This is a genomic window from Cellulomonas jepli, from assembly GCF_047229345.1.
In the GTDB taxonomy this organism is placed as follows: domain Bacteria; phylum Actinomycetota; class Actinomycetes; order Actinomycetales; family Cellulomonadaceae; genus Cellulomonas_A.
In genome coordinates this window covers 1-20,742 of sequence record NZ_JBFTER010000003.1, presented here as the reverse complement: position 1 = coordinate 20,742, position 20,742 = coordinate 1, and the positions used below count along the sequence as shown (strand labels likewise).

General features: G+C 74.2%; 19 protein-coding genes. 15 read left to right on the top strand and 4 right to left on the bottom strand.

Annotated elements, in window-relative coordinates; all coding sequences use genetic code 11:
* Positions 1-115: 115 nt before the first annotated feature.
* A complete protein-coding gene (locus tag AB6N24_RS01250; RefSeq protein ID WP_412867623.1) occupies positions 116-1,540 on the bottom strand; it encodes an aminotransferase-like domain-containing protein in 1,425 nt (474 codons plus the stop codon).
* A gap of 266 nt (positions 1,541-1,806) precedes the next feature.
* On the opposite strand from AB6N24_RS01250, the gene AB6N24_RS01245 reads away from it, so the two are divergent.
* The 9 genes from AB6N24_RS01245 (at position 1,807) to AB6N24_RS01205 (ending at position 11,395) form a co-directional block, all read left to right on the top strand.
* Positions 1,807-2,655, top strand: coding sequence for a nitrilase-related carbon-nitrogen hydrolase (locus tag AB6N24_RS01245; protein WP_412867622.1), 849 nt, complete (start codon positions 1,807-1,809; stop codon positions 2,653-2,655).
* 46 nt (positions 2,656-2,701) lie between these two features.
* Positions 2,702-4,120, top strand: coding sequence for a dihydropyrimidinase (gene hydA, locus AB6N24_RS01240; RefSeq protein ID WP_412867621.1), 1,419 nt, complete (start codon positions 2,702-2,704; stop codon positions 4,118-4,120).
* A gap of 17 nt (positions 4,121-4,137) precedes the next feature.
* Complete coding sequence (locus AB6N24_RS01235; RefSeq protein WP_412867620.1) at positions 4,138-5,169, top strand: TIGR03842 family LLM class F420-dependent oxidoreductase; 1,032 nt, start codon at positions 4,138-4,140, stop codon at positions 5,167-5,169.
* Positions 5,166-6,110: an ABC transporter permease gene (locus AB6N24_RS01230; protein WP_412867619.1), complete on the top strand. Its 945-nt coding sequence runs from the start codon at positions 5,166-5,168 to the stop codon at positions 6,108-6,110. The genes AB6N24_RS01235 and AB6N24_RS01230 overlap by 4 nt, the downstream gene beginning before the upstream one ends.
* A complete protein-coding gene (locus AB6N24_RS01225; protein WP_412867618.1) occupies positions 6,107-6,916 on the top strand; it encodes an ABC transporter ATP-binding protein in 810 nt (269 codons plus the stop codon). Before AB6N24_RS01230 ends, AB6N24_RS01225 begins: the two co-directional genes overlap by 4 nt.
* Positions 6,913-7,797, top strand: coding sequence for an ABC transporter permease (locus AB6N24_RS01220; RefSeq protein WP_412867617.1), 885 nt, complete (start codon positions 6,913-6,915; stop codon positions 7,795-7,797). Before AB6N24_RS01225 ends, AB6N24_RS01220 begins: the two co-directional genes overlap by 4 nt.
* 124 nt (positions 7,798-7,921) lie before the next feature.
* Positions 7,922-9,067 carry an ABC transporter substrate-binding protein gene (locus AB6N24_RS01215; RefSeq protein WP_412867616.1) on the top strand — a complete coding sequence of 382 codons (1,146 nt, stop codon included), beginning with the start codon at positions 7,922-7,924 and terminating at the stop codon, positions 9,065-9,067.
* Between the two features lie 157 nt (positions 9,068-9,224).
* Positions 9,225-10,574 (top strand): aspartate aminotransferase family protein, encoded by a 1,350-nt coding sequence (locus AB6N24_RS01210; protein WP_412867615.1) that lies wholly within the window; start codon positions 9,225-9,227, stop codon positions 10,572-10,574.
* A gap of 74 nt (positions 10,575-10,648) precedes the next feature.
* Complete coding sequence (locus tag AB6N24_RS01205) at positions 10,649-11,395, top strand: SDR family oxidoreductase (protein ID WP_412867674.1); 747 nt, start codon at positions 10,649-10,651, stop codon at positions 11,393-11,395.
* 31 nt (positions 11,396-11,426) lie between these two features.
* Here the strand turns inward: AB6N24_RS01205 and AB6N24_RS01200 are convergent, their stop codons facing one another.
* The 3 genes from AB6N24_RS01200 to AB6N24_RS01190 all read right to left on the bottom strand — a co-directional run bounded on the left by AB6N24_RS01200 (position 11,427) and on the right by AB6N24_RS01190 (position 13,061).
* Entirely contained in the window at positions 11,427-11,648 is a 222-nt protein-coding gene (locus AB6N24_RS01200; RefSeq protein ID WP_412867614.1) for a hypothetical protein, read from the bottom strand.
* Between the two features lie 79 nt (positions 11,649-11,727).
* Positions 11,728-12,375 (bottom strand): hypothetical protein, encoded by a 648-nt coding sequence (locus AB6N24_RS01195; RefSeq protein ID WP_412867613.1) that lies wholly within the window; start codon positions 12,373-12,375, stop codon positions 11,728-11,730.
* A complete protein-coding gene (locus tag AB6N24_RS01190) occupies positions 12,372-13,061 on the bottom strand; it encodes an HAD hydrolase-like protein (protein ID WP_412867612.1) in 690 nt (229 codons plus the stop codon). Before AB6N24_RS01190 ends, AB6N24_RS01195 begins: the two co-directional genes overlap by 4 nt.
* Before the next feature lie 100 nt (positions 13,062-13,161).
* Between AB6N24_RS01190 and AB6N24_RS01185 the strand changes: the two genes are divergently transcribed.
* The 6 genes from AB6N24_RS01185 to dhaM form a co-directional block, all read left to right on the top strand.
* Positions 13,162-13,425 (top strand): antitoxin VbhA family protein, encoded by a 264-nt coding sequence (locus tag AB6N24_RS01185; RefSeq protein WP_412867611.1) that lies wholly within the window; start codon positions 13,162-13,164, stop codon positions 13,423-13,425.
* 331 nt (positions 13,426-13,756) lie between these two features.
* Positions 13,757-16,978, top strand: a complete 3,222-nt coding sequence (ileS, locus tag AB6N24_RS01180) for an isoleucine--tRNA ligase (protein ID WP_412867610.1) — start codon at positions 13,757-13,759, stop codon at positions 16,976-16,978.
* Positions 16,975-18,396, top strand: a complete 1,422-nt coding sequence (locus AB6N24_RS01175; protein WP_412867609.1) for a bifunctional folylpolyglutamate synthase/dihydrofolate synthase — start codon at positions 16,975-16,977, stop codon at positions 18,394-18,396. The genes ileS and AB6N24_RS01175 overlap by 4 nt, the downstream gene beginning before the upstream one ends.
* Positions 18,397-18,601: 205 nt before the next feature.
* Complete coding sequence (dhaK, locus tag AB6N24_RS01170; RefSeq protein ID WP_412867608.1) at positions 18,602-19,597, top strand: dihydroxyacetone kinase subunit DhaK; 996 nt, start codon at positions 18,602-18,604, stop codon at positions 19,595-19,597.
* A 34-nt stretch (positions 19,598-19,631) separates the two neighbouring features.
* Positions 19,632-20,309 carry a dihydroxyacetone kinase subunit DhaL gene (dhaL, locus tag AB6N24_RS01165; protein WP_412867607.1) on the top strand — a complete coding sequence of 226 codons (678 nt, stop codon included), beginning with the start codon at positions 19,632-19,634 and terminating at the stop codon, positions 20,307-20,309.
* The coding region (gene dhaM / locus AB6N24_RS01160) for a dihydroxyacetone kinase phosphoryl donor subunit DhaM (protein WP_412867606.1) at positions 20,306-20,742 on the top strand (437 nt) is incomplete at its 3' end. The genes dhaL and dhaM, both read left to right, overlap by 4 nt.

The window sequence follows — 20,742 nt, the reverse complement described above, 5'->3', positions numbered from 1 at the left end:
CCCGGGTGCGCGCTGCTGGACGTCTTATCGGCGGATCCGGCGGGGACCTGAGCCAAGTCGTCGGACGGCCGTCCAGGTGGGCGAGCGCGGGGAGCGGTCAGCCGTTGGGCCGCTCTCACGCCGCGGCGAGCGCGAGCGCCCGGGCGATCGCGTCGAAGTCGTCGCGCAGCACGCCGACGGTGACCCGCACGTGCGCCGCGCGCCGGCCGTCCGCGGGTCCTGCGCCGGTGCCCGCGCCCGTGCTCGCGACGAACGGGGAGCCGGGAGCGACCCGGATGCCGGCCGCCTCGAGCCGCACGAGCGCCGCCACCTCGTCGGCGACGGGCAGCCACAGGTTGATCCCGTCGCCGGGCTGGACGTGCACCCCGTGCTCCGCGAGCGCGGTGGTGAGTGCGCGCTGCCGGGCGGAGTAGACGCGGCGAGCGTCCAGGACGGCCCCCATCGCGTCGCCGTCGGTCATGAGGTCGACGAGCACCTCCTGCAGCAGCCGGCTCGTCCACCCCGGCCCGAGCATCCGGCGGGCGACGAGCGGGTCGAGCACCGCGGCGGGCCCGCCCACGGCGGCGATGCGCAGGTCGGGCCCGTGGGACTTCGAGTACGAGCGCACGTGCACCGTGCGGTGCGGCAGGTGCTGGCCCAGGCTCACGTCCGGGGCGCGGCAGATGTCACCCGAGTGGTCGTCCTCGACGACGTGCACGCGCGGACCCTCGCGGGGTGCCCGCAGGACCCGGGCGAGCTCGCGCGCGCGGGTCGCCGTCATGCTCACGCCCGTCGGGTTGTGCGCGCGCGGCTGGAGCACCACGACGCTCGCGCCCGTGTCGAGCGCGGCCGCGAGCAGGTCGGGGCGCAGGCCCTGGCGGTCCAGGGCGACGGGCACCCGCTCGAGGCCGAGCTGGTCGAGGAGGTCGAGGATCGGCGGGAAGCAGGGGTCCTCGACGACGACGCGGTCCCCGAAGCGCGCGACCTGCTCGAGCGTGCGGCTCAGCGCGTCGACCGCGCCGTCGACGACCGTGAGGCGCTCCGGGGTGAACGGCCACGACGCCCGCAGCAGCCGCTCGAGCGGCTCGACGAGCGGCGCCGACAGGTACGTCCCCGTCCCGGCCGCGGGCGTCCGCTCGGCGACGCGGCGCAGCGCGGGCGCGAGCGCCGGCAGGAGCGCGGGGTCGGGGGTGCCGGCCGACAGGTCGAGGCGCGCGGCGGGTGCGCCGGTCGCGAGGTCGCGGTACCGCGGGGGGAGCCAGCTCGCGGGCTCGGGCTGGACGTAGGTGCCGGCGCGCCCGCGCGAGACCACGAGGCCGACCCCGGCGAGCGCCTGCCACGCACCGCTCACCGTCGCGGGCGAGACCCCGAGCTCCGCGGCGAGCTCGCGCACGGTCGGCAGGCGGTCGCCCGGCACGAGCTCGCCCGAGCGGACGAGACGCGCGACGGTCGCGGCGATCCCTCGCGGGCTGCGGTCGTCGACGTGTGCCGCGAGGCGCACCGGCGCGGCGGCGGGGGAGTCGTCGGCTGTGGCGACGGCGCGGGTGACGTCCTCGGGCATGGCGTCATGGTGCCGTCCCCGGGCGCGCAGAAGGCGTCCGTGGCCGCTCCGCTCGGGACGAACCGGGCACGGGCCCGCGAAGGTTTACCGGGCCGTCACGGGGGTTCTCGCCCGGGAAACACACGGTTACGCCGCAGAAATGTTCAACGCCCACAGTCACATTCCTGGCGACGTGGCCCCGAGGCCCTCGCCGGGCCCGGGACCCCGCACCGGACCGCCGACCGGCACGCCCGGCGGCGACGACGGATCGACGAGGCGGAGGACCGATGAGCGTGGTGCGCGTGGCGCTGACCCAGACGGGCTGGACGGGCGACCGGGAGTCGATGACCGCCCTGCACGAGGACTTCACGCGGCAGGCCGCCGCGCAGGGCGCGCAGGTGATCTGCTTCCAGGAGCTCTTCTACGGCCCGTACTTCGGGATCACGCAGGACCCGGCGTACTACGAGTACGCGGAGTCCGTGCCGGGCCCGACGACCGACCGGTTCGCGAAGCTCGCCGCCGAGCTCGGCATCGTCATCGTGCTCCCGGTCTACGAGGAGGACCAGCCGGGCGTGCTCTACAACACCGCCGCGGTGATCGACGCGGACGGGACCTACCTCGGCAAGTACCGCAAGCACCACATCCCGCACCTGCCGAAGTTCTGGGAGAAGTTCTACTTCCGCCCGGGCAACCTCGGCTGGCCGGTGTTCGAGACCGCGGTCGGGAAGATCGGCGTCAACATCTGCTACGACCGGCACTTCCCGGAGGGCTGGCGCACGCTGGCCCTCAACGGCGCCGAGATCGTGTTCAACCCCAACGCCACCGCGCCCGGCATCTCCAACAAGCTCTGGGAGATCGAGCAGCCGGCCGCCGCCATCGCGAACGGCTACTTCGTCGCGGCGTGCAACCGCGTCGGCGCGGAGACCAACGAGTACGGCGACGAGGCGGTCGCGTTCTACGGCTCGTCGTACGTCGTCGGGCCCGACGGGAACGTCGTCGGCGACGTCGCGTCCTCGACCGAGGCGGGGCTGATCGTCCGGGACGTCGACCTCGACCAGGTCCGCGAGGTGCGCGAGCGCTGGCAGTTCTTCCGCGACCGCCGCCCCGACGCCTACGCCCCGATCGTCGCGCCGTGACCGCGGCCCCCGTGCCGGCCCCGCGCCCCCGGAGAGGACGTCCCGCATGAGCACGACCCTGATCACCGGCGGCACCGTCGTGAACGCGACCGGCCGCGGCGCCGCCGACGTGCTCGTCGACGGCGAGCAGATCGCCGCCGTCCTGGCGCCCGGCTCGACGCTGCTCGGCCACGACCTCGCCGCCTCGGTCGACCGCGTGGTCGACGCGACCGGGAAGTACGTCATCCCCGGCGGCATCGACGCGCACACGCACATGGAGATGCCGTTCGGCGGCACGTCCGCCTCCGACACCTTCGAGACCGGCACCAGGGCGGCCGCGTGGGGAGGCACGACGACGATCGTCGACTTCGTCGTGCAGTACGCGGGGGAGAACCCGCTCGAGCAGTACGCGCTGTGGCAGGACAAGGCCGCCGGGGCGTGCGCGATCGACTACGGGTTCCACCAGATCCTCAGCGACGTGCAGGACTCCTCGCTCGCCGCGATGGACGAGCTCGTCGCGGAGGGCGTGTCGAGCTTCAAGCTCTTCATGGCTTACAAGGGCGTGTTCCTGTCCGACGACGGCCAGATCGTCAAGGCCATGCAGAAGGCCGCCTCGAACGGCTCGATGATCATGATGCACGCCGAGAACGGCTCGGTCATCGACCTCCTGGTGCAGCAGTCGCTCGCCCGCGGCGACACCGACCCGGTGTTCCACGGGCTCACCCGGCCCTGGCAGGCGGAGGCCGAGGCGACGCACCGCGCGATCATGCTCGCGAACCTCACGGGCGCCCCGCTGTACGTCGTGCACGTCTCGGCGAAGCAGGCCGCGCACCAGATCGCGCTCGCCCGTGACGAGGGTCAGAACGTGTTCGGCGAGACGTGCCCGCAGTACCTGTACCTCTCGCTCGAGGAGCAGCTCGGGGCGCCGGGCTTCGACGGCGCGAAGTGGGTGTGCTCGACGCCGCTGCGCTCGCGGGCCGAGCGCCACCAGGACCACATGTGGCGCGCGCTGCGCACCAACGACCTGCAGCTCGTCTCGACCGACCACTGCCCGTTCTGCCTGACCCAGAAGCAGCTGGGCGTGGGCGACTTCTCGAAGATCCCCAACGGCATCGGCTCGGTCGAGCACCGCCTCGACCTGCTCTACCAGGGCGTCGTCACGGGCGAGATCACCCTCGAGCGGTGGGTCGAGATCTGCTCGACGACGCCCGCGCGGATGTTCGGCATGTACGGGCGCAAGGGCGTGATCGCCCCCGGCGCGGACGCCGACCTCGTCGTCTACGACCCCGCCGGCCACACGTCGATCGGGCTCGGGAAGACCCACCACATGCAGATGGACTACTCGGCCTGGGAGGGCTTCGAGGTCGACGGGCACGTCGACACGGTCCTCTCGCGCGGGTCGGTCGTCGTCGACGGCGGCGAGTTCCACGGGCGCGCCGGGCACGGCCGCTACGTCCGGCGCGAGCTGTCGCAGTACCTCATCTGACCCGAACGGAGCACCCCATGGACTTCGGCGTCGTCCTGCAGACGAACCCCCCGGCCTCGCGCACCGTCGAGCTCGCGCGCCAGGCGGAGACGCACGGCTTCGACTACGTGTGGACGTTCGACTCGCACCTGCTGTGGCAGGAGCCGTTCGTCATCTACTCCGCGATCCTGGCCGCGACGCGCAAGGTGGTCGTCGGCCCGATGGTCACGAACCCCGCGACGCGGGACTGGACCGTGCTGGCGTCGCTGTTCGCGACGCTCAACGAGATGTACGGCAACCGGACCGTGTGCGGCATCGGGCGCGGGGACTCGGCGGTGCGGACGCTCAACGGGCGGCCGTCGAACCTCGCCACGCTGCGCGAGTCGATCCACGTGATCCGCGAGCTCGCGAACGACCGCGCGGTCGAGGTCAACGGGGCGAAGGTCCGGTTCCCGTGGAGCCACGGCTCCGCGCTCGAGCTGTGGGTCGCCGCGTACGGGCCGCTCGCGCTCAGGCTCACCGGGGAGGTGGGGGACGGGTTCATCCTGCAGCTCGCGGACCTCGACGTGGCCGCGTGGATGATCCGCACGGTCCGGGACGCCGCCGAGCAGGCCGGGCGGGACCCCGACACGGTGAAGTTCTGCGTCGCCGCCCCGATGTACGTCGGCAACGGCGACTCCCCGGCCGAGCGGGCGCACATGCGCGAGCAGTGCCGCTGGTTCGGCGGCATGGTCGGCAACCACGTCGCGGACATCGTGACGAAGTACGGCGCCGGGTCGACCGTGCCGAAGGCCCTCACGGACTACATCGAGGGCCGGCAGGGGTACGACTACAACCAGCACGGGCGCGCCGGGAACACCCACGCGGACTTCGTGCCCGACGAGATCGTCGAGCGGTTCTGCCTGCTCGGCAGCCCGCGCGAGCACGTCGAGAAGCTCGAGGCCCTGCGCGCGCTCGGTGTCACGCAGTTCGCCGGCTACCTCCAGCACGACAACAAGGAGGAGACCCTGCGGATGTACGGCGAGCGCGTCATCCCCGCGCTGCGCGAGACCGTCGTGGCGACCGCGTGAGCGAGCGACCGGGTGCGGTGCGACCGGGTGCGGTGCGACCGGCGGCGGTGCGCCGGGCTGGTGCCGCCGTCGCGCGCCCGGCCCGCAGCGCCGGCCTCGGTCTCGCGGCGCTCGCCCTCGTGGTCGCGGCCTGGGAGGGCTACAAGCTCCTCGGGCCCGACGACGGCTGGCTCGTCGGGGAGCTGCGGCTCCTGCCGCGCACGTCCGACCTCGCGATGCCGCACGTGACGGACATGCTCGCCCGGCTCGCCGAGCCGGTGACCGGCGCGGCCGGCGCCCCGGCGCTGTGGGTCGCCGTCGTGCAGGCGTGCGCGGCGAGCCTGCGGGTCGCGGCCGTCGGCTGGGTGCTCGGCGTCACCGTGGGCCTCGCGCTCGCGGTGCTCATGCAGCGCGTCCGGCTCGCCGAGCGCGCGGTGCTGCCGTTCGTCGTGCTGAGCCAGACGGTCCCGCTCATCGCGCTCGCGCCGCTCGTGAAGTCGTGGGGCTCGAAGCTCGAGCTCGGCTCGTTCGAGTGGCAGGGCTGGATGTCGGTCGCGGTGATCGCGTCCTACCTCGCGTTCTTCCCCGTCGCGGTCGGGGCGCTGCGCGGGCTGCAGTCGCCCGACACGATCCACCGCGAGCTCCTCACCAGCTACGGCGCGGGGTGGTGGCAGGCGCTCGTGCGCCTGCACCTGCCCGCGTCCGTGCCCTACCTGCTCCCCGCGCTGCGCCTCGCAGCCGCGGCCGCCGTCGTCGGGACCGTCGTCGCCGAGGTCTCGACCGGACTCCCCGGAGGTGTCGGACGCATGATCCTCGAGCTGGCCAACTTCGCGAGCAGCGACCCCGCGAAGCCGTGGGCGCCGATCTTCGGGGCGATCGCCCTCGGGCTCGTGGCGTCGGGCGCCGTCGCGCTGCTCGGCGCCCCGCTGGGCCGCTACCGCCGGGCCGAGGTGCCCGCGTGAGCGCCGTCGCGGTCGACGTCCGGGGCGTGAGCCGGGTGTTCCCGGGCAGCGGGGGCGCGAGCGTGACCGCGCTCGACGACGTCGACCTCGCCGTCGCCGCGGGGGAGTTCGTCTCGCTCATCGGCCCGTCCGGCTGCGGCAAGAGCACGCTCCTGCGGCTCGTCGCGGACCTCGACGCCCCGACGTCCGGGACCATCGAGGTCTTCGGCCGCAGCCCCGAGCAGGCCCGCCTCGCGCACGACTACGGCATCGCGTTCCAGCAGGCGGGCCTCCTGCCGTGGCGCACGGTCCGCGCGAACGTCGAGCTGCCGCTCGCGCTGCACGGGACCGGCAAGGCCGCCCGGCGGGCCCGCGCCGAGGAGATGCTCGCGCTCGTCGGGCTCACCGACTTCGCGGACCACTTCCCCGACCAGCTCTCGGGCGGCATGCAGCAGCGGGTCGCGATCGCCCGCGCGCTCGCCGAGGAGCCGAGCCTGCTGCTCATGGACGAGCCGTTCGGGGCGCTCGACGAGATGACCCGCGAGCGGCTGCAGAACGAGCTCGTGCGGATCTGCGCCGAGACCCGGGCCGCCGTCGTGTTCGTCACGCACTCGATCCCCGAGGCGGTCTTCCTCTCGGACCGGGTCGTGGTGATGTCGCCCCGCCCGGGCCGGATCCGCACGGTCGTCGACGTCGGGCTCGGGCGGGCCGCCGGGCGTGAGGACGGCGTGCGCGAGGACACCGCGTACTTCGCGGCCGTCACCGCGGTGCGCGAGGCGCTGCACGGCGGGGCGCTCGTGCCGGCCCGCGGGGTCGACGTCCCGTGAGCGCGCCCGCGACGCCCGCGGCCGGCACCGCCGCGCCGCCCGACGCGACGCGTCCACCGTCGACCCTGCCCCGCCCCCGCACGCGGGCCACGCCGCGCCGCCCGGTGTCCGTCGCGGCCCGTGCCGACACGGCGCAGCGCGTGCTGGCCCCCGTCGTCCTCGGCGTCGTGACGCTCTGCGCGTGGCAGGCCGCGGTGACGCTCGGCGACCTCCCCGCCTACCTGCTGCCCGGCCCGGCCACGATCGGCGCCGAGCTGGTCGCGTTCCTGCCCGCGATCGCCGCCGCCGCGCTCGTCACCGGCACGAACGCGCTCGTCGGGCTCGTGCTCGGCTCGCTCGCCGGGATCGGCCTCGCGGTGCTCGCGGCCCGCACCCGGGCGGCCGACGCGCTGCTCGGGCCGCTCGTGGCGGCGCTCGCGGTCGTCCCGATCGTCGCGCTCGCCCCGGTGCTCTACACGATGTACGGCGCGAGCTCGGAGGTCGCCCGCCAGCTCGTCGCGGCGCTCGCGGTGGCGGTCCCGGTGTTCGTGAACTCGCTGCGCGGGCTGCGCCAGGTCCGACCGGTGCACCGGGACCTCATGCGGGTCCTCGCGGCGACGCCGCGCCAGGTGACCCGCACCGTGACGATCCCCGCGGCCGTGCCGTTCGTCTTCACCGGCCTGCGCCTCGCGTCGTCGCTGGCCGTCATCTCCGCGATCGTCGCGGAGTACTTCGGCGGACCCCGCTCGGGCATCGGCTCGTTCATCACGACCGCCGCCGCAGGCAGCAACTACGCGCGCGCCTGGGCGTACGTCGTCGGCGGCATCGTCGTGGGGCTCGTCTTCTACGCCGCGACGCTCGCCGCCGAGCGGGCCGTGACCCGGCACCAGGCGCCGGGCTGACGCCCACCACAGAGGTCCACCTGCCGACGTCGCCAGGTCGGTCGATCACCGCAGCACGCAGGGCCCCGCACGACCCCGCCCGGGGCAGGGGCGGCCCCCACGCACACCGACGGAAGGCGATGACATGAGGGACACCACACGCGCACGGTGGGCCGCGACGGCGCTCGGGCTCACGGCCGCGCTCACGCTCGCGGGCTGCGCCGGCGACAGCGAGCCCGAGGCGGGCGCCAGCGGGTCCGCGAACGGGATGACGCCCGTCAAGCTCCAGCTCCAGTGGCTCACGCAGGCGCAGTTCGCCGGCTACTACGCGGCGCTCGCCGAGGGCTTCTACGCCGACGAGGGCCTGGACGTCGAGATCCTGCCGAGCGGCGGGGACGTCGTCCCGCAGGACGCCCTCGCGAACGGCGAGGTCGACTACGCCGTCGCCTGGGTGCCCAAGGTGCTCGGCTCGATCGAGCAGGGCGCCGACATCGTCGACGTCGCGCAGATCTTCGAGCGGTCCGCGACGCTGCAGGTCGCGTTCGCCGACTCGGGGATCGACTCGGTCGAGGACCTCGCGGGCAAGAAGATCGGCAGCTGGGGCTACGGCAACGAGTGGGAGCTCTTCGCGGGCCTCAACGAGGCCGGCGTCACGGACTTCGAGATCGTGCAGCAGGCGTTCGACATGAACGCGTTCCTCGCGGGCGACATCGACGCGGCCCAGGCCATGACCTACAACGAGTACGCGCAGCTGCTCGAGGCGGAGGACCCGGAGACCGGCGAGCTCTACCAGCCCGAGGACTTCACGGTCATCGACTGGAACGAGGAGGGCACCGCGATGCTCCAGGACGCGATCTGGGCGGACCAGGGCCGCCTCGCGGACGACGAGGAGTACGCCGAGACGACGGTGAAGTTCCTCAAGGCTACGATCCGCGGCTGGGCGTTCGCACGGGACAACCCGCAGGAGGCCGCGGACCACGTGACCGAGGCCGGCTCGACCCTCGGCACGAGCCACCAGCTGTGGATGACCAACGAGGTCAACAAGCTCATCTGGCCGAGCACGGGCGGGATCGGGCACATCGACGAGGCCGCGTGGGACGCGACCGTCGAGATGTCGCTGACGACCTCCAACGAGACGGGCGCGACGATCATCTCCGAGGAGCCGGCCGAGCCGGCGTTCACCAACGAGTACGTCGACCGGGCGCTCGAGGAGCTCGAGGAGGAGGGTGTCGACGTGACGGGCGCCGACTTCGAGCCCGTCGACGTGACGCTCGAGCCCGGCGGCGCCTGACCGTCCGTCCGGGGTGGGCGCGGGCCCTGCACGCGGTCCGCGCCCACCCCGGCGGCTCGGCGGCCCGGCGCACCCCGCACCGGTCCGGCCCCGCACGCGCCACCCCGCACGACCCACCACGGACGACGCACCACCGCGACCAGGAAGGCGTCCCGCCATGACCGCTGCACCGCCGGCACCCCAGCCGGACCTCGCACCGCACCCCGACGACGTGCGTGCCGCCGAGCTCGACCGCGCGCACGTCTTCCACTCGTGGTCGGCGCAGGGCGCGCTCACGCCGTTCGTCGTCGCGGGCGGCTCGGGCTGCGAGGTGTGGGACCACGCGGGCCGCCGCTACCTCGACTTCTCGAGCCAGCTCGTCAACACCAACATCGGTCACGGCCACCCCGCGGTCGTCGAGGCGATCCAGATGCAGGCCGACCTGCTCCCGACCGTCGCTCCGGCGACCGCGAACCTCACGCGCGGGCTCGCGGCGCGGGCGGTCGTCGCGCACGCACCCGCGGGCATGCACAAGGTGTTCTTCACCAATGGCGGCGCCGACGCCAACGAGAACGCGATCCGGCTCGCTCGCCTGCACACGGGCCGTGACAAGGTCGTCTCGCTGTACCGGTCGTACCACGGCAACACCGGTGCGGCGGTCGTCGCGACGGGGGACTGGCGCCGCGTGCCCAACGAGTTCGCGCGCGGTCACGTGCACGCGTTCGGGCCCTACCTCTACCGCAGTGAGTTCTGGGCGAGCACGCCCGAGGAGGAGTCCGAGCGCGCGCTGCACCACCTCGAGCGGGTGCTCCAGTGCGAGGGGCCCGCGTCCGTCGCCGCGGTGCTGCTCGAGACGGTGGTCGGGACCGGCGGGGTGCTCGTGCCGCCCGACGGCTACCTCGCCGGGGTGCGAGCGCTGTGCGACCGCTACGGCGTCCTGCTGATCCTCGACGAGGTCATGTCGGGCTTCGGCCGCACGGGCGCGTGGCTCGCGCTCGACCACTGGGGGGTGCGCCCCGACCTCGTGACGTTCGCGAAGGGGGTCAACTCCGGCTATGTGCCCGCGGGCGGCGTCCTCATCTCCGACGAGATCGCGGCGACCTTCGACGACCGCGTGTTCCCGGGCGGCCTCACCTACTCGGGCCACCCGCTCGCGATGGCGGCCGTCGTCGCGACCCTCGAGACGATGGAGCGCGAGCACCTCGTCGAGAACGCCGCGCGCATCGGCACCGACGTGCTGGCACCCGGGCTCGCCGCGCTCGCGGACCGCCACCCCGTGATCGGGGAGGTGCGCGGGCTCGGGGTCTTCTGGGCGCTCGAGCTCGTCGCGGACCCGGCGACCCGCGAGCCGCTGGCCCCCGCGCTCATGGGCCGCCTGAAGTCGGAGATGATGGCCCGCGACCTGCTGCCGTTCCTCGCCGACAACCGGCTGCACGTGGTGCCGCCGTGCGTCGTCACGGACGACGAGGTGGCGCGGGCGCTGGCCGTGTACGACGAGGCACTGACCGTGATCGAGGGAGAGCTGTGAGCACGACGGGGACGGACGGCACGACGCAGGGCACGACCGGGGAGACCGCGGACGGCGCACCGAGCACGACGCGGCTGCGCGCCGTCGTCACCGGGGCCTCGTCGGGGATCGGGGCGGCGACGGTGCGCCGGCTGCGCGCCGAGGGCTGGGACGTCGTCGCCGTCGCGCGCCGCGCCGACCGGCTCGAGGCGCTCGCGGCGGAGACGGGTGCCGAGCCGTTCGCGTGCGACATCACCTCGGACGACGACGTCGCGCGGCTGACCGCGCACGTCGAGGCGACCGGCGGCCTGACCTCGCTGGTCAACAACGCGGGCGGTGCGCTCGGGCTGGACCGCGTCGAGCACGCCGACGTCGAGGGCTGGCGCTGGATGTACGAGACGAACGTGCTCGGGACGCTGCGCATCACGAAGGCCCTGCTCCCGGCGCTGCGCGCGAGCGGTCGCGGCGACGTGCTCGTCGTCACCTCGACCGCGGGCATCGCGCCCTACGAGGGCGGTGGCGGGTACACGGGCGTCAAGCACGCCGAGCGGATGCTCACGACGACGCTGCGGCTCGAGCTCATCGGCGAGCCCGTCCGGGTCATCGACGTCGCGCCCGGCAACGTCGCGACCGAGGAGTTCTCGCTCGTGCGCTTCGGTGGGGACGCCGAGCGCGCCGCCACGATCTACGAGGGCTACGAGCCGCTGCTCGCGGAGGACGTCGCCGACGTCATCACGTTCGCCCTCACCCGCCCGCACCACGTCAACATCGACACGCTCGTGGTCCGCCCGCGCGCCCAGGTCTCCAACACGCAGATCGCGCGGCGACCGGCAGGCGGCTGAGCGGGTCCCCGCCCGTGGCGCGGACCGCCCGTCACTTCTCTCGGGGCGGCTCGGGTCCGTCCTGGGGCGCGGCGGCGGGGAGCCGGTCGACCGCCGCGTCACGCAGGCCCACGCCACGCAGCGCCGCGTCGCGCATGCCGTCCCGGACCGCCCGGCGTACGACCCAGTACACGAAGAGGGTGAGCAGCCCGATGGGGACGGCGTACCCCAGCACGCCGATGAGCAGGTACTCCATGGGGCCGTCGAACATCATGCGGTCACCGTAGTGGCCGGTCGCGGCGCCGAGGCCGCCGACGAGGCGCTCGCGCCGGTCGACCACCCGATCGGCCGTGTCAGAGCGCGCGCGCCCACCGTTCGCCGTCGAGCCCGAACCCGGCGCGGTGCAGGTACGGCCGCACGCTCGGGGCCACGACCCCGGTGCTGACGACGCGCTGGGCCCCGCGTGCCGCGAACGGTCCGGCGGGGGAGTAGATGAGCGACCCCGCGGTGTAGTCGCGGTAGCCCGGGACCACGTAGTCGACGAGCAGCTCCCACGTCTCCCCGTGTGCGGCGTCGCGCTCGCGGACCGCCACGACGAGCCCGACCGTGACGTCGCCGTGCAGCACGAGCGCGCACAGCACGTTCGGCGGCGCCACGTCGAGGGTCCGCAGGGCACGCGCCGCGGGCCAGAACCGCTCGACGTCCTCCCCGTGCTGGGCCAGGAAGTGGGCGACGAAGGGGTCGTCGGGGGCGGCGGCGACCCACTCGAAGGCGGTCCCGGTGCTCCGGCGCCGCAGCAGGCTCACGACGAACCACGCGTTGATCGCGCACAGCGCGACGTTCATCGCGACCATCGGCCACACCCCGATCAGCGCGTTGAACACCACGAGCGCACCGGACGCGGCGAGGTTCAGCACGCGGAACCGCAGCATGCGGGACTGCAGCACCGAGTAGACGAGCAGCACCGACCCCGCCCAGCCGAGGATGTCGACGGCGCTCACGAGGCGGCCGCCGGCATCGCGTCCCGGTGCCCGTCGACGAGCAGCGCGTGCAGCTCGTCGACGGACGTGACGGTCGCCAGCGGGGCCGCGGCCTCGAGCTCGCCGGCCGGGGCGTAGCCCCACGTCACCGCGATGCACCCGACGCCGTGCGCGCGCGAGCCGAGCACGTCGTGCTCACGGTCGCCGACCATGACGACCTCCCCGCGCGCGGCGAGGTCCCGCGCGTCGAGCGAGTCCAGCGCGTGCGCGACGACGGCGGCCTTGCTCGCGCGCGTCTGGTCGAACGTCGCGCCGAACACGCCGTCGACGAGCGCGTCCAGGCCGAAGTGCGCGGCGATGCGCCGGGCCGTCGGCTCGGGCTTGGACGTCGCGACCGCGGCGCGCAGGCCGGCGGCGCGCAGCGCGGTCAGCAGCTCGACGATGCCGGGGTACAGGACCGCGTCCCGCGTCGCCCGCTCGGCGTAGTCGGCGCGGTAGGCGGCGATGCCGGTCTCGACGAGCTCCGGCGGGACGCCGTGGGCCGTGAAGTTGTCCCAGATCGGCGGCCCCACGAAGGTCCGCAGGGTCGCTGCGTCCGGTGCGGGGATGCCCATCGCGGCGTACGCGGCGCGCACCGAGGCGGTGATCGCGGGGGCCGAGTCGGTCAGGGTGCCGTCGAGGTCGAGCAGGACGAGGCGGTAGGTCACGGGCGAGATCATCGCACCGCGAGACGTCCGGACCGGCGCTGCGTACAGTCGGCCGTGCTGCCCGGCCGTCCGTCGCGCAGCGCGAGGAGGGGGACCGGCGATGCACGAGGAGCCCGACGTCGAGGCCTTGTGGCCCGACCTGTTCGAGCCGCTCGACGCGCAGCAGCGCCGCTCCGTCGCGCAGTCGTTCGTGCGGGCGGCGGCGGGCGGCTGGGTGCCCAACCGCGAGGACGTCGAGAACCTCACCGCGCTCGAGAGCGGGGCCATCACGCCCGAGGAGTACGACCGCCGCGTCGACGAGTCCGCGACGCGGCACTGGGTCGACGAGGCCGTCTGGCGCCCGGGCGGCTCGGCCGCGATCTGACGCGCGGCGCCGGGACGCACGAGCTCGGCGCGGCCCGGATCCCGCTGGCGGTCCCCACCGCACCGGCGTCTAGGATGGCGGGCACAGGCGTCGACCCGGCCATCACCGGTGAGCCTCCGGAAGAACAGCGGTGCACGCCCGGCCCACGGGAGCGCGCCGCCCAGTAGAACCGGACGGGGCAGGCCCGTCACAGCCGTCGGAGAGAGGTCGCGCACCCGTTCGCGGGGCGTGGCAAGCGGGGTGGTACCGCGGTGGCGACCGGCGAGAACCGGGGCCGTCGTCCTCGTGCAGGTGACGAGAGCGCACGACCGACCCCGGGAGCCCGAAGACCATGGCCTATCCGCTGCACCGCGCCGACGACGGTGTGCCCGCGAGCCCCGACCTGCCGTCCCTCGAGAAGGACGTGCTCGCCCACTGGGCGGCCGACGGCACGTTCCAGGCCTCGATCGACCAGCGCCCCGCGGGCGAGCACGGCGCGAACGAGTTCGTCTTCTACGACGGCCCGCCGTTCGCGAACGGCCTGCCGCACTACGGTCACCTGCTCACGGGGTACGCGAAGGACCTCGTCGGGCGCTACCAGACCCAGCGGGGCCGCCGGGTCGAGCGCCGCTTCGGGTGGGACACGCACGGGCTGCCCGCCGAGCTCGAGGCCGAGCGCGTGCTCGGCATCACCGACAAGTCGCAGATCGACGAGATGGGCATCGCCGCGTTCAACGAGGCCTGCCGCACGTCGGTGCTCAAGTACACCGACGAGTGGCGCGAGTACGTGACGCGCCAGGCGCGCTGGGTCGACTTCGACAACGACTACAAGACGCTCGACCTGACCTACATGGAGTCGGTCGTCTGGGCGTTCAAGCAGCTCTACGACAAGGGTCTCGCGTACGAGGGCTACCGGGTGCTGCCGTACTGCTGGCGGGACGAGACCCCGCTGTCGAACCACGAGCTGCGGATGGACGACGACGTCTACCAGTCGCGCCAGGACCCGGCGCTGACGGTGGGCGTGCGCCTCGAGACGGGCGAGCTCGCGCTGGTCTGGACGACGACCCCGTGGACGCTGCCGAGCAACCTGGCCGTCGCGGTCGGTCCCGAGATCGACTACGTCGTCGTCGCCCCCGTCGAGGGCCCGCTCGCGGGCGACCGCGTGCTGCTCGCGGCGTCGCGCCTCGCCTCCTACGCGCGCGAGCTCGGCGAGGACGCGACGGTCGTCGAGCACCTCACGGGCGCCGAGGTCGCGGGCCGGTCGTACACGCCGCCGTTCCCCTACTTCGCGGGTCACCCGAACGCGCACCGCGTGCTGGTGGGCGACTTCGTCTCGACCGAGGACGGCACCGGCCTCGTGCACCTCGCGCCCGCCTTCGGCGAGGAGGACATGGCGGTCTGCGCGGCGGCGGGCATCACGCCCGTCGTCCCGGTCGACTCCAAGGGCCGCTTCACGACGGAGGTGCCCGACTACGCGGGCCAGCAGGTGTTCGACGCGAACCCGCACGTGATCGCGGACCTCAAGGCCGGCACGGGCCCGCTCGCGGCCGTGCACGCCGAGGACCGTGCCGTCGTCGTGCGCCACGAGACGTACCAGCACTCCTACCCGCACTGCTGGCGGTGCCGGAACCCGCTGATCTACAAGGCGGTGTCGAGCTGGTTCGTGCGCGTGACCGAGTTCCGCGACCGCATGGTCGAGCTCAACGACAAGATCGCGTGGGTCCCCGACCACATCAAGGACGGGCAGTTCGGCAAGTGGCTCGCGGGCGCCCGCGACTGGTCGATCTCGCGCAACCGCTACTGGGGCACGCCCATCCCGGTGTGGGAGAGCGACGACCCGGCCTACCCGCGCCGCGACGTCTACGGCTCCCTCGCGGAGCTCGAGGCCGACTTCGGGGTCGAGGTCACGGACCTGCACCGGCCGTTCATCGACGACCTGACGCGCCCGAACCCGGACGACCCGACCGGCCGGTCCACGATGCGCCGCATCCCCGACGTGCTCGACGTGTGGTTCGACTCCGGCTCGATGCCGTTCGCGCAGGTGCACTACCCGTTCGAGAACGCCGAGTGGTTCGAGCACCACTACCCGGGCGACTTCATCACGGAGTACATCGGGCAGACGCGCGGCTGGTTCTACACGCTGCACGTGCTCGCGACCGCGCTGTTCGACCGCCCCTCGTTCGGCACGGCCGTCTCGCACGGCATCGTGCTCGGGTCCGACGGCCGCAAGATGAGCAAGTCGCTGCGCAACTACCCCGACGTGTCCGAGGTGCTGGACCGCGACGGCTCCGACGCGATGCGCTGGTTCCTCATGGCCAGCCCGATCCTGCGCGGCGGCAACCTGGTGGTCACCGAGGAGGGCATCCGCGCCGAGGTCCGCCAGGTGCTGCTCCCGCTGTGGAGCACGTGGTACTTCTTCGCGCTCTACGCGGGCGCGGCGAACGGCGGCGAGGGCCTGACCGCGCGCCGGGTGACCGCCGAGGACCTGCCCGGGCTCGCGACGATGGACCGGTACCTGCTGGCCCGCACGCGCACGCTCGTCGAGGAGGTCACCGCGCAGCTCGACGCCTACGACGTCCCGGGCGCGTGCGAGAGCGTGCGCGAGCATCTCGACGTGCTCACCAACTGGTACGTCCGGACGTCGCGCGAGCGGTTCTGGAGCGAGGACGCCGGCGCGTTCAACACCCTGTGGACCGCGCTCGAGACGCTCGCCCGAGTCATGGCACCCCTCGCGCCGCTGGTCTCCGAGGAGGTCTGGCGCGGGTTGACCGGGGGCCGCAGCGTGCACCTGACCGACTGGCCGAGCCTCGTGCAGGGCTCGGTCGACGACACCGCGCTGCCCGCCGACGACGAGCTCGTCGCGGCCGTCGACCGCGTGCGCGCGATCGTGTCGACCGCGCTCGGTCTGCGCAAGGCGCACTCCCTGCGCGTGCGCCAGCCGCTGCGCGAGCTCCGGGTCGCGCTCGCGGACCCCACGGCCGTCGAGCCGTTCGCGGACCTCGTCGGCGCCGAGCTCAACGTCAAGGGCGTCACGCTGCTCTCGCTCGACGACGCGGCGGCGACCGATGTCGGCGTCGAGACCCGGCTGTCCGTGAACGCGCGCGCCGCCGGGCCCCGGCTCGGGCGCGGCGTCCAGGACGTCATCCGTGCCGCGAAGGCCGGCGACTGGGAGCAGGCGCCGGACGGCGAGGTCGTGGTCCGCACGGCGGGCGGCGACGTGACGCTCGCGGACGGCGAGTACGAGCTCGCGACGGTCGTCGCCGCCGGGGGAGCCGGTGACCTGGCCGCCGCGGTGCTGCCGGGCGGCGGGTTCGTCGTGCTCGACCTCGCGCTCGACGACGAGCTGCGCGCCGAGGGCTACGCGCGCGACGCGGTCCGTGCCGTGCAGGACGCACGCAAGGCCGCGGGCCTGCAGGTCAGCGACCGCATCGTGCTCGAGCTCGACGTCCCGGCCGAGGGCCTGACCGCGATCGAGACGCACCGGGAGTTCCTCGCGGCCGAGACGCTCGCGACCGAGATCGTCGTGACGCCCGGTGGCGGGACCGAGCTCGTCGTCCGGGTGGCCCGGGCATGAGCGCCGCGAAGCGCGACAGCGGGCCGTCCGGGTACTCCGGCGAGCCGGGCGGCGCGGAGCACCTGCGCCGCGAGGCCGAGGCCGCCGCACGCTCGGCGGCCGACGAGGTGTACGCCGCGATCCTCGAGCGCGCGCCCGAGAACGACATCGAGCCGTCCCTCGACCGCGTGCGCGAGGTCTGCGAGCTGCTGGGCGACCCGCAGCACGCGTTCCGCACGGTCCACATCACGGGGACCAACGGCAAGACGTCGACGGCGCGCATGGTCGAGCGGCTCCTGCGCGAGCACGGGCTGCGCACGGGCCGGTTCACGAGCCCGCACCTGACGCGCGTGACCGAGCGCATCACGGTCGACGGCGAGCCGATCAGCGACGAGCGCTTCGTCGAGGTGTGGCAGGACGTCGCGCCGTACGTCCACATGGTCGACACCCGCTCGCTCGAGCGCGGTGGTCCGCGGCTCAGCTTCTTCGAGGTGTTCACCGTGATGGCGTTCGCGGCGTTCGCCGACGCGCCCGTCGAGGTCGCCGTCGTCGAGGTGGGGCTCGGCGGCACGTGGGACGCGACGAACGTCGTCGACGGCGAGGTCGCGGTCGTCACGACCGTCGCCAAGGACCACGAGCGCTACCTCGGCGACACGCTCGTCGAGATCGCGAGCGAGAAGTCCGGGATCATCAAGGACGGCGCGACCGCGGTCCTGGCGGCGCAGGACGAGGACGTCGAGGGTGTCCTGCTGCAAGCCGCCGCCGAGCGCGGCGCCCGGGTGCTGCGCGAGGGCGTCGACATCGAGGTCGTCGACCGCCAGGTCGCGGTGGGCGGGCAGCTGATCGCGCTGCGGGGCACCGGTGCGGTCTACCAGGACGTGTTCCTGCCGCTGTACGGCGAGCACCAGGCGCACAACGCGCTCCTGGCACTCGTCGCGGTCGAGAGCCTGCTCACGGGCGGCGCGGCGCTGAGCGGCGAGGTCGTCGAGGCGGCGTTCGCGGACATGTCGTCGCCCGGGCGGCTCGAGGTCGTCCGCACGAGCCCGACGATCCTGGTCGACGCCGCGCACAACCCCGCGGGCGTCGCTGCGCTCGTCTCGGCGGTCGAGGAGGCCTTCGAGTTCACGCGGCTCGTCGGCGTCGTGGGCGTCATGGCGGACAAGGACCCCGAGGGCATCCTCGCGGGCCTCGAGCCGCTGCTCGCCGAGGTCGTCGTGACGCGCGCCGCGTCGTCGCGGGCCCTCGACGTCCCGGACCTCGCCGAGGTCGCGGTCGACGTGTTCGGCGAGGACCGCGTGCACGTCGCGGAGCGGCTCGACGACGCGATCGCGCTCGCGTCGAACCGGGCCGAGAGCGAGGCGCAGTACGGCGCAGGCGTCCTGATCACGGGCTCGGTCGTGCTCGTCGCCCAGGCGCGGACGCTGCTCGGCCGCGACTGACGTCGCCCGCACGTCGCCCCCCGGTGCACCTACGTGCACCGGGGGCGTCGTGCGCCTGGCGTGCGCTTGACGCTCGTCCAGGGCGCGGCAAGTGTGAGGGGACCCCGGCGCCGCCGCCGGTAGCCGTGGCCGGTCCTCGGCACGGGTCCGGCGGGCGTCCGGCACGCATCCCGGCGCGCGTCCGGCAGAGAAGGAGAGGTCCCCGGTGAAGAAGCTCATCAACGACCCGCAGCACGTGGTCACCGAGTCCGTCCAGGGCTTCGGGCTCGCGCACGCCGACCTCGTGGCGGTGCACGCCGACCCGCTGTTCGTGGCCCGGGCGGGCGGGGCGGTGGCGGGCAAGGTCGGGCTCGTGAGCGGCGGCGGCAGCGGGCACGAGCCGCTGCACGCGGGCTTCGTGGGTCACGGCATGCTCGACGCGGCCGTGCCGGGGGCGATGTTCACCTCGCCGACCCCCGACCAGATCGCGCCCGCGTTCACGGCGGCGGACGGCGGCGCCGGGGTCCTCGCGATCGTCAAGAACTACACGGGCGACGTGCTCAACTTCGAGACGGCGGTCGAGCTCGCCGAGGCCGACGACCTCGTGGTCCGCACGGTCCTGGTGAACGACGACGTCGCGGTCGAGGACTCGCTGTACACCGCGGGGCGCCGCGGCGTCGCGGGGACCGTCGCCGTCGAGAAGATCGCCGGCGCCGCGGCCGAGCGCGGCGACGACCTCGACGCCGTGACGGCCGTCGCCCAGCGGGTCGTGGCGAACGTGCGGACCATGGGCGTCGCGCTGACGGCGTGCACCGTGCCGCACGCCGGCCGGCCGAGCTTCGACCTGCCCGACGACGAGGTCGAGATCGGCATCGGCATCCACGGCGAGCCCGGCCGGCACCGGATCCCGCTCGCGAGCGCCGACGAGATCACCGAGATGCTCGTGACCGCCGTCGCGGACGACCTCGCGCTGACCGGCGGCGAGCGCGTGCTGCTCCTGGTCAACGGCATGGGCGGCACCCCTGCCTCGGAGCTGTACGTCGTCTATGGTCAGGCACGCAGGTTGCTCGAGGCGCGGGGGGTCGAGGTGGCCCGGTCGCTCGTCGGCAGCTACGTGACATCACTGGAGATGCAGGGCGCCTCGGTGACCGTTCTCCGGCTGGACGACGAGCTGACCGCCCTGTGGGACGCTCCGGTGCACACCGCCGCTCTCCGATGGTGAGGCGGCGGTCCGGACGGCTGAGGCGGGAGCAGGCATGACGGTGGACGTGGCGTGGGCGACGGCGTGGGTCCGCGCGTCGGCGGCGGCGGTGCTCGAGCACCGCGACGAGCTCGTCGAGCTCGACCGGCAGATCGGCGACGGCGACCACGGCGAGAACCTCGCGCGCGGCTTCAGCGCGGTCCTGGCCCGGCTCGACGCGCTCGACGCGGCGCCCGCCGAGATCGGCGACGTCCTCAAGCTCGTGGCGACGACCCTCATGTCGAGCGTCGGCGGCGCCGCCGGTCCGCTGTACGGCACCGCGTACCTGCGGGCGGCCAAGATCACCGGCACGCCTGCCCTCGACAGCGCGGGCGTGGTCGCGATGCTCGAGGCCGCGCTCGAGGGCATCGTCGTGCGGGGCAAGGCGTCGCTCGGCGAGAAGACGATGGTCGACGCCTGGAGCCCCGCGGTCGAGGCAGCCGTCGCGTCGGCGCACGCGGGCGCCGGGCCGGCCGACGTCCTGGCGGCGGCTGCGGACGCCGCGGAGCGCGGGTCGGACGCGACCGTGCCGCTCGTCGCGACGAAGGGCCGGGCGAGCTACCTGGGCGAGAGGTCCGCGGGCCACCGGGACCCGGGGGCGACGTCGAGCGCACTGATCCTGCGGGCGGCCGCGCAGGCAGCGTCGGCCGCGACGGGTGCGCGCGGTGGCGCCGGGGAGGGTGGCGCCGCGTGAGCGCGTCCGCCGCGGGCGAGGGGACGCCGGACGTGCGCGTGGGCCTCGTGCTGGTCTCGCACTCGCGTCTGCTGGCGGACGGGGTGGTCGAGCTCGCTCGGCAGATGGCCCCCGGCGTCCCGCTGCTCGCCGCGGGCGGTGACGGGCACGGCGGTCTCGGGACGAGCTACGACGCGGTCGAGCGCGCGCTGGCGGCGGCGACGGACGGAGGTCGCTCGGCGGTCGTGCTCGTCGACCTCGGGTCCGCGCTGCTCACCGCCGAGTCGGTGCTCGAGCTCGCCGACGCGGACGTCGCCGCGCGCGTGCGGGTCGCCGACGCGCCGTTCGTCGAGGGCGCCGTCGCCGCGGCGGTCCGGGCGCAGACGGGCGGGTCGGCGGACGACGTGCTCGCGGCGGCCGAGTCGGCCCCGGTCGGGCGCGGTCGGGCCGGTGC

Bases quoted from the DNA above. Each gene is read 5' to 3' on its own strand.
- AB6N24_RS01250 (WP_412867623.1), bottom strand. From the start codon at position 1,540: ATGCCCGAGGACGTCACCCGCGCCGTCGCCACAGCCGACGACTCCCCC.
- AB6N24_RS01245 (WP_412867622.1), top strand. From the start codon at position 1,807: ATGAGCGTGGTGCGCGTGGCGCTGACCCAGACGGGCTGGACGGGCGAC.
- hydA (WP_412867621.1), top strand. From the start codon at position 2,702: ATGAGCACGACCCTGATCACCGGCGGCACCGTCGTGAACGCGACCGGC.
- AB6N24_RS01235 (WP_412867620.1), top strand. From the start codon at position 4,138: ATGGACTTCGGCGTCGTCCTGCAGACGAACCCCCCGGCCTCGCGCACC.
- AB6N24_RS01215 (WP_412867616.1), top strand. From the start codon at position 7,922: ATGAGGGACACCACACGCGCACGGTGGGCCGCGACGGCGCTCGGGCTC.
- AB6N24_RS01210 (WP_412867615.1), top strand. From the start codon at position 9,225: ATGACCGCTGCACCGCCGGCACCCCAGCCGGACCTCGCACCGCACCCC.
- AB6N24_RS01200 (WP_412867614.1), bottom strand. From the start codon at position 11,648: ATGATGTTCGACGGCCCCATGGAGTACCTGCTCATCGGCGTGCTGGGG.
- AB6N24_RS01185 (WP_412867611.1), top strand. From the start codon at position 13,162: ATGCACGAGGAGCCCGACGTCGAGGCCTTGTGGCCCGACCTGTTCGAG.
- ileS (WP_412867610.1), top strand. From the start codon at position 13,757: ATGGCCTATCCGCTGCACCGCGCCGACGACGGTGTGCCCGCGAGCCCC.
- AB6N24_RS01175 (WP_412867609.1), top strand. From the start codon at position 16,975: ATGAGCGCCGCGAAGCGCGACAGCGGGCCGTCCGGGTACTCCGGCGAG.
- dhaL (WP_412867607.1), top strand. From the start codon at position 19,632: ATGACGGTGGACGTGGCGTGGGCGACGGCGTGGGTCCGCGCGTCGGCG.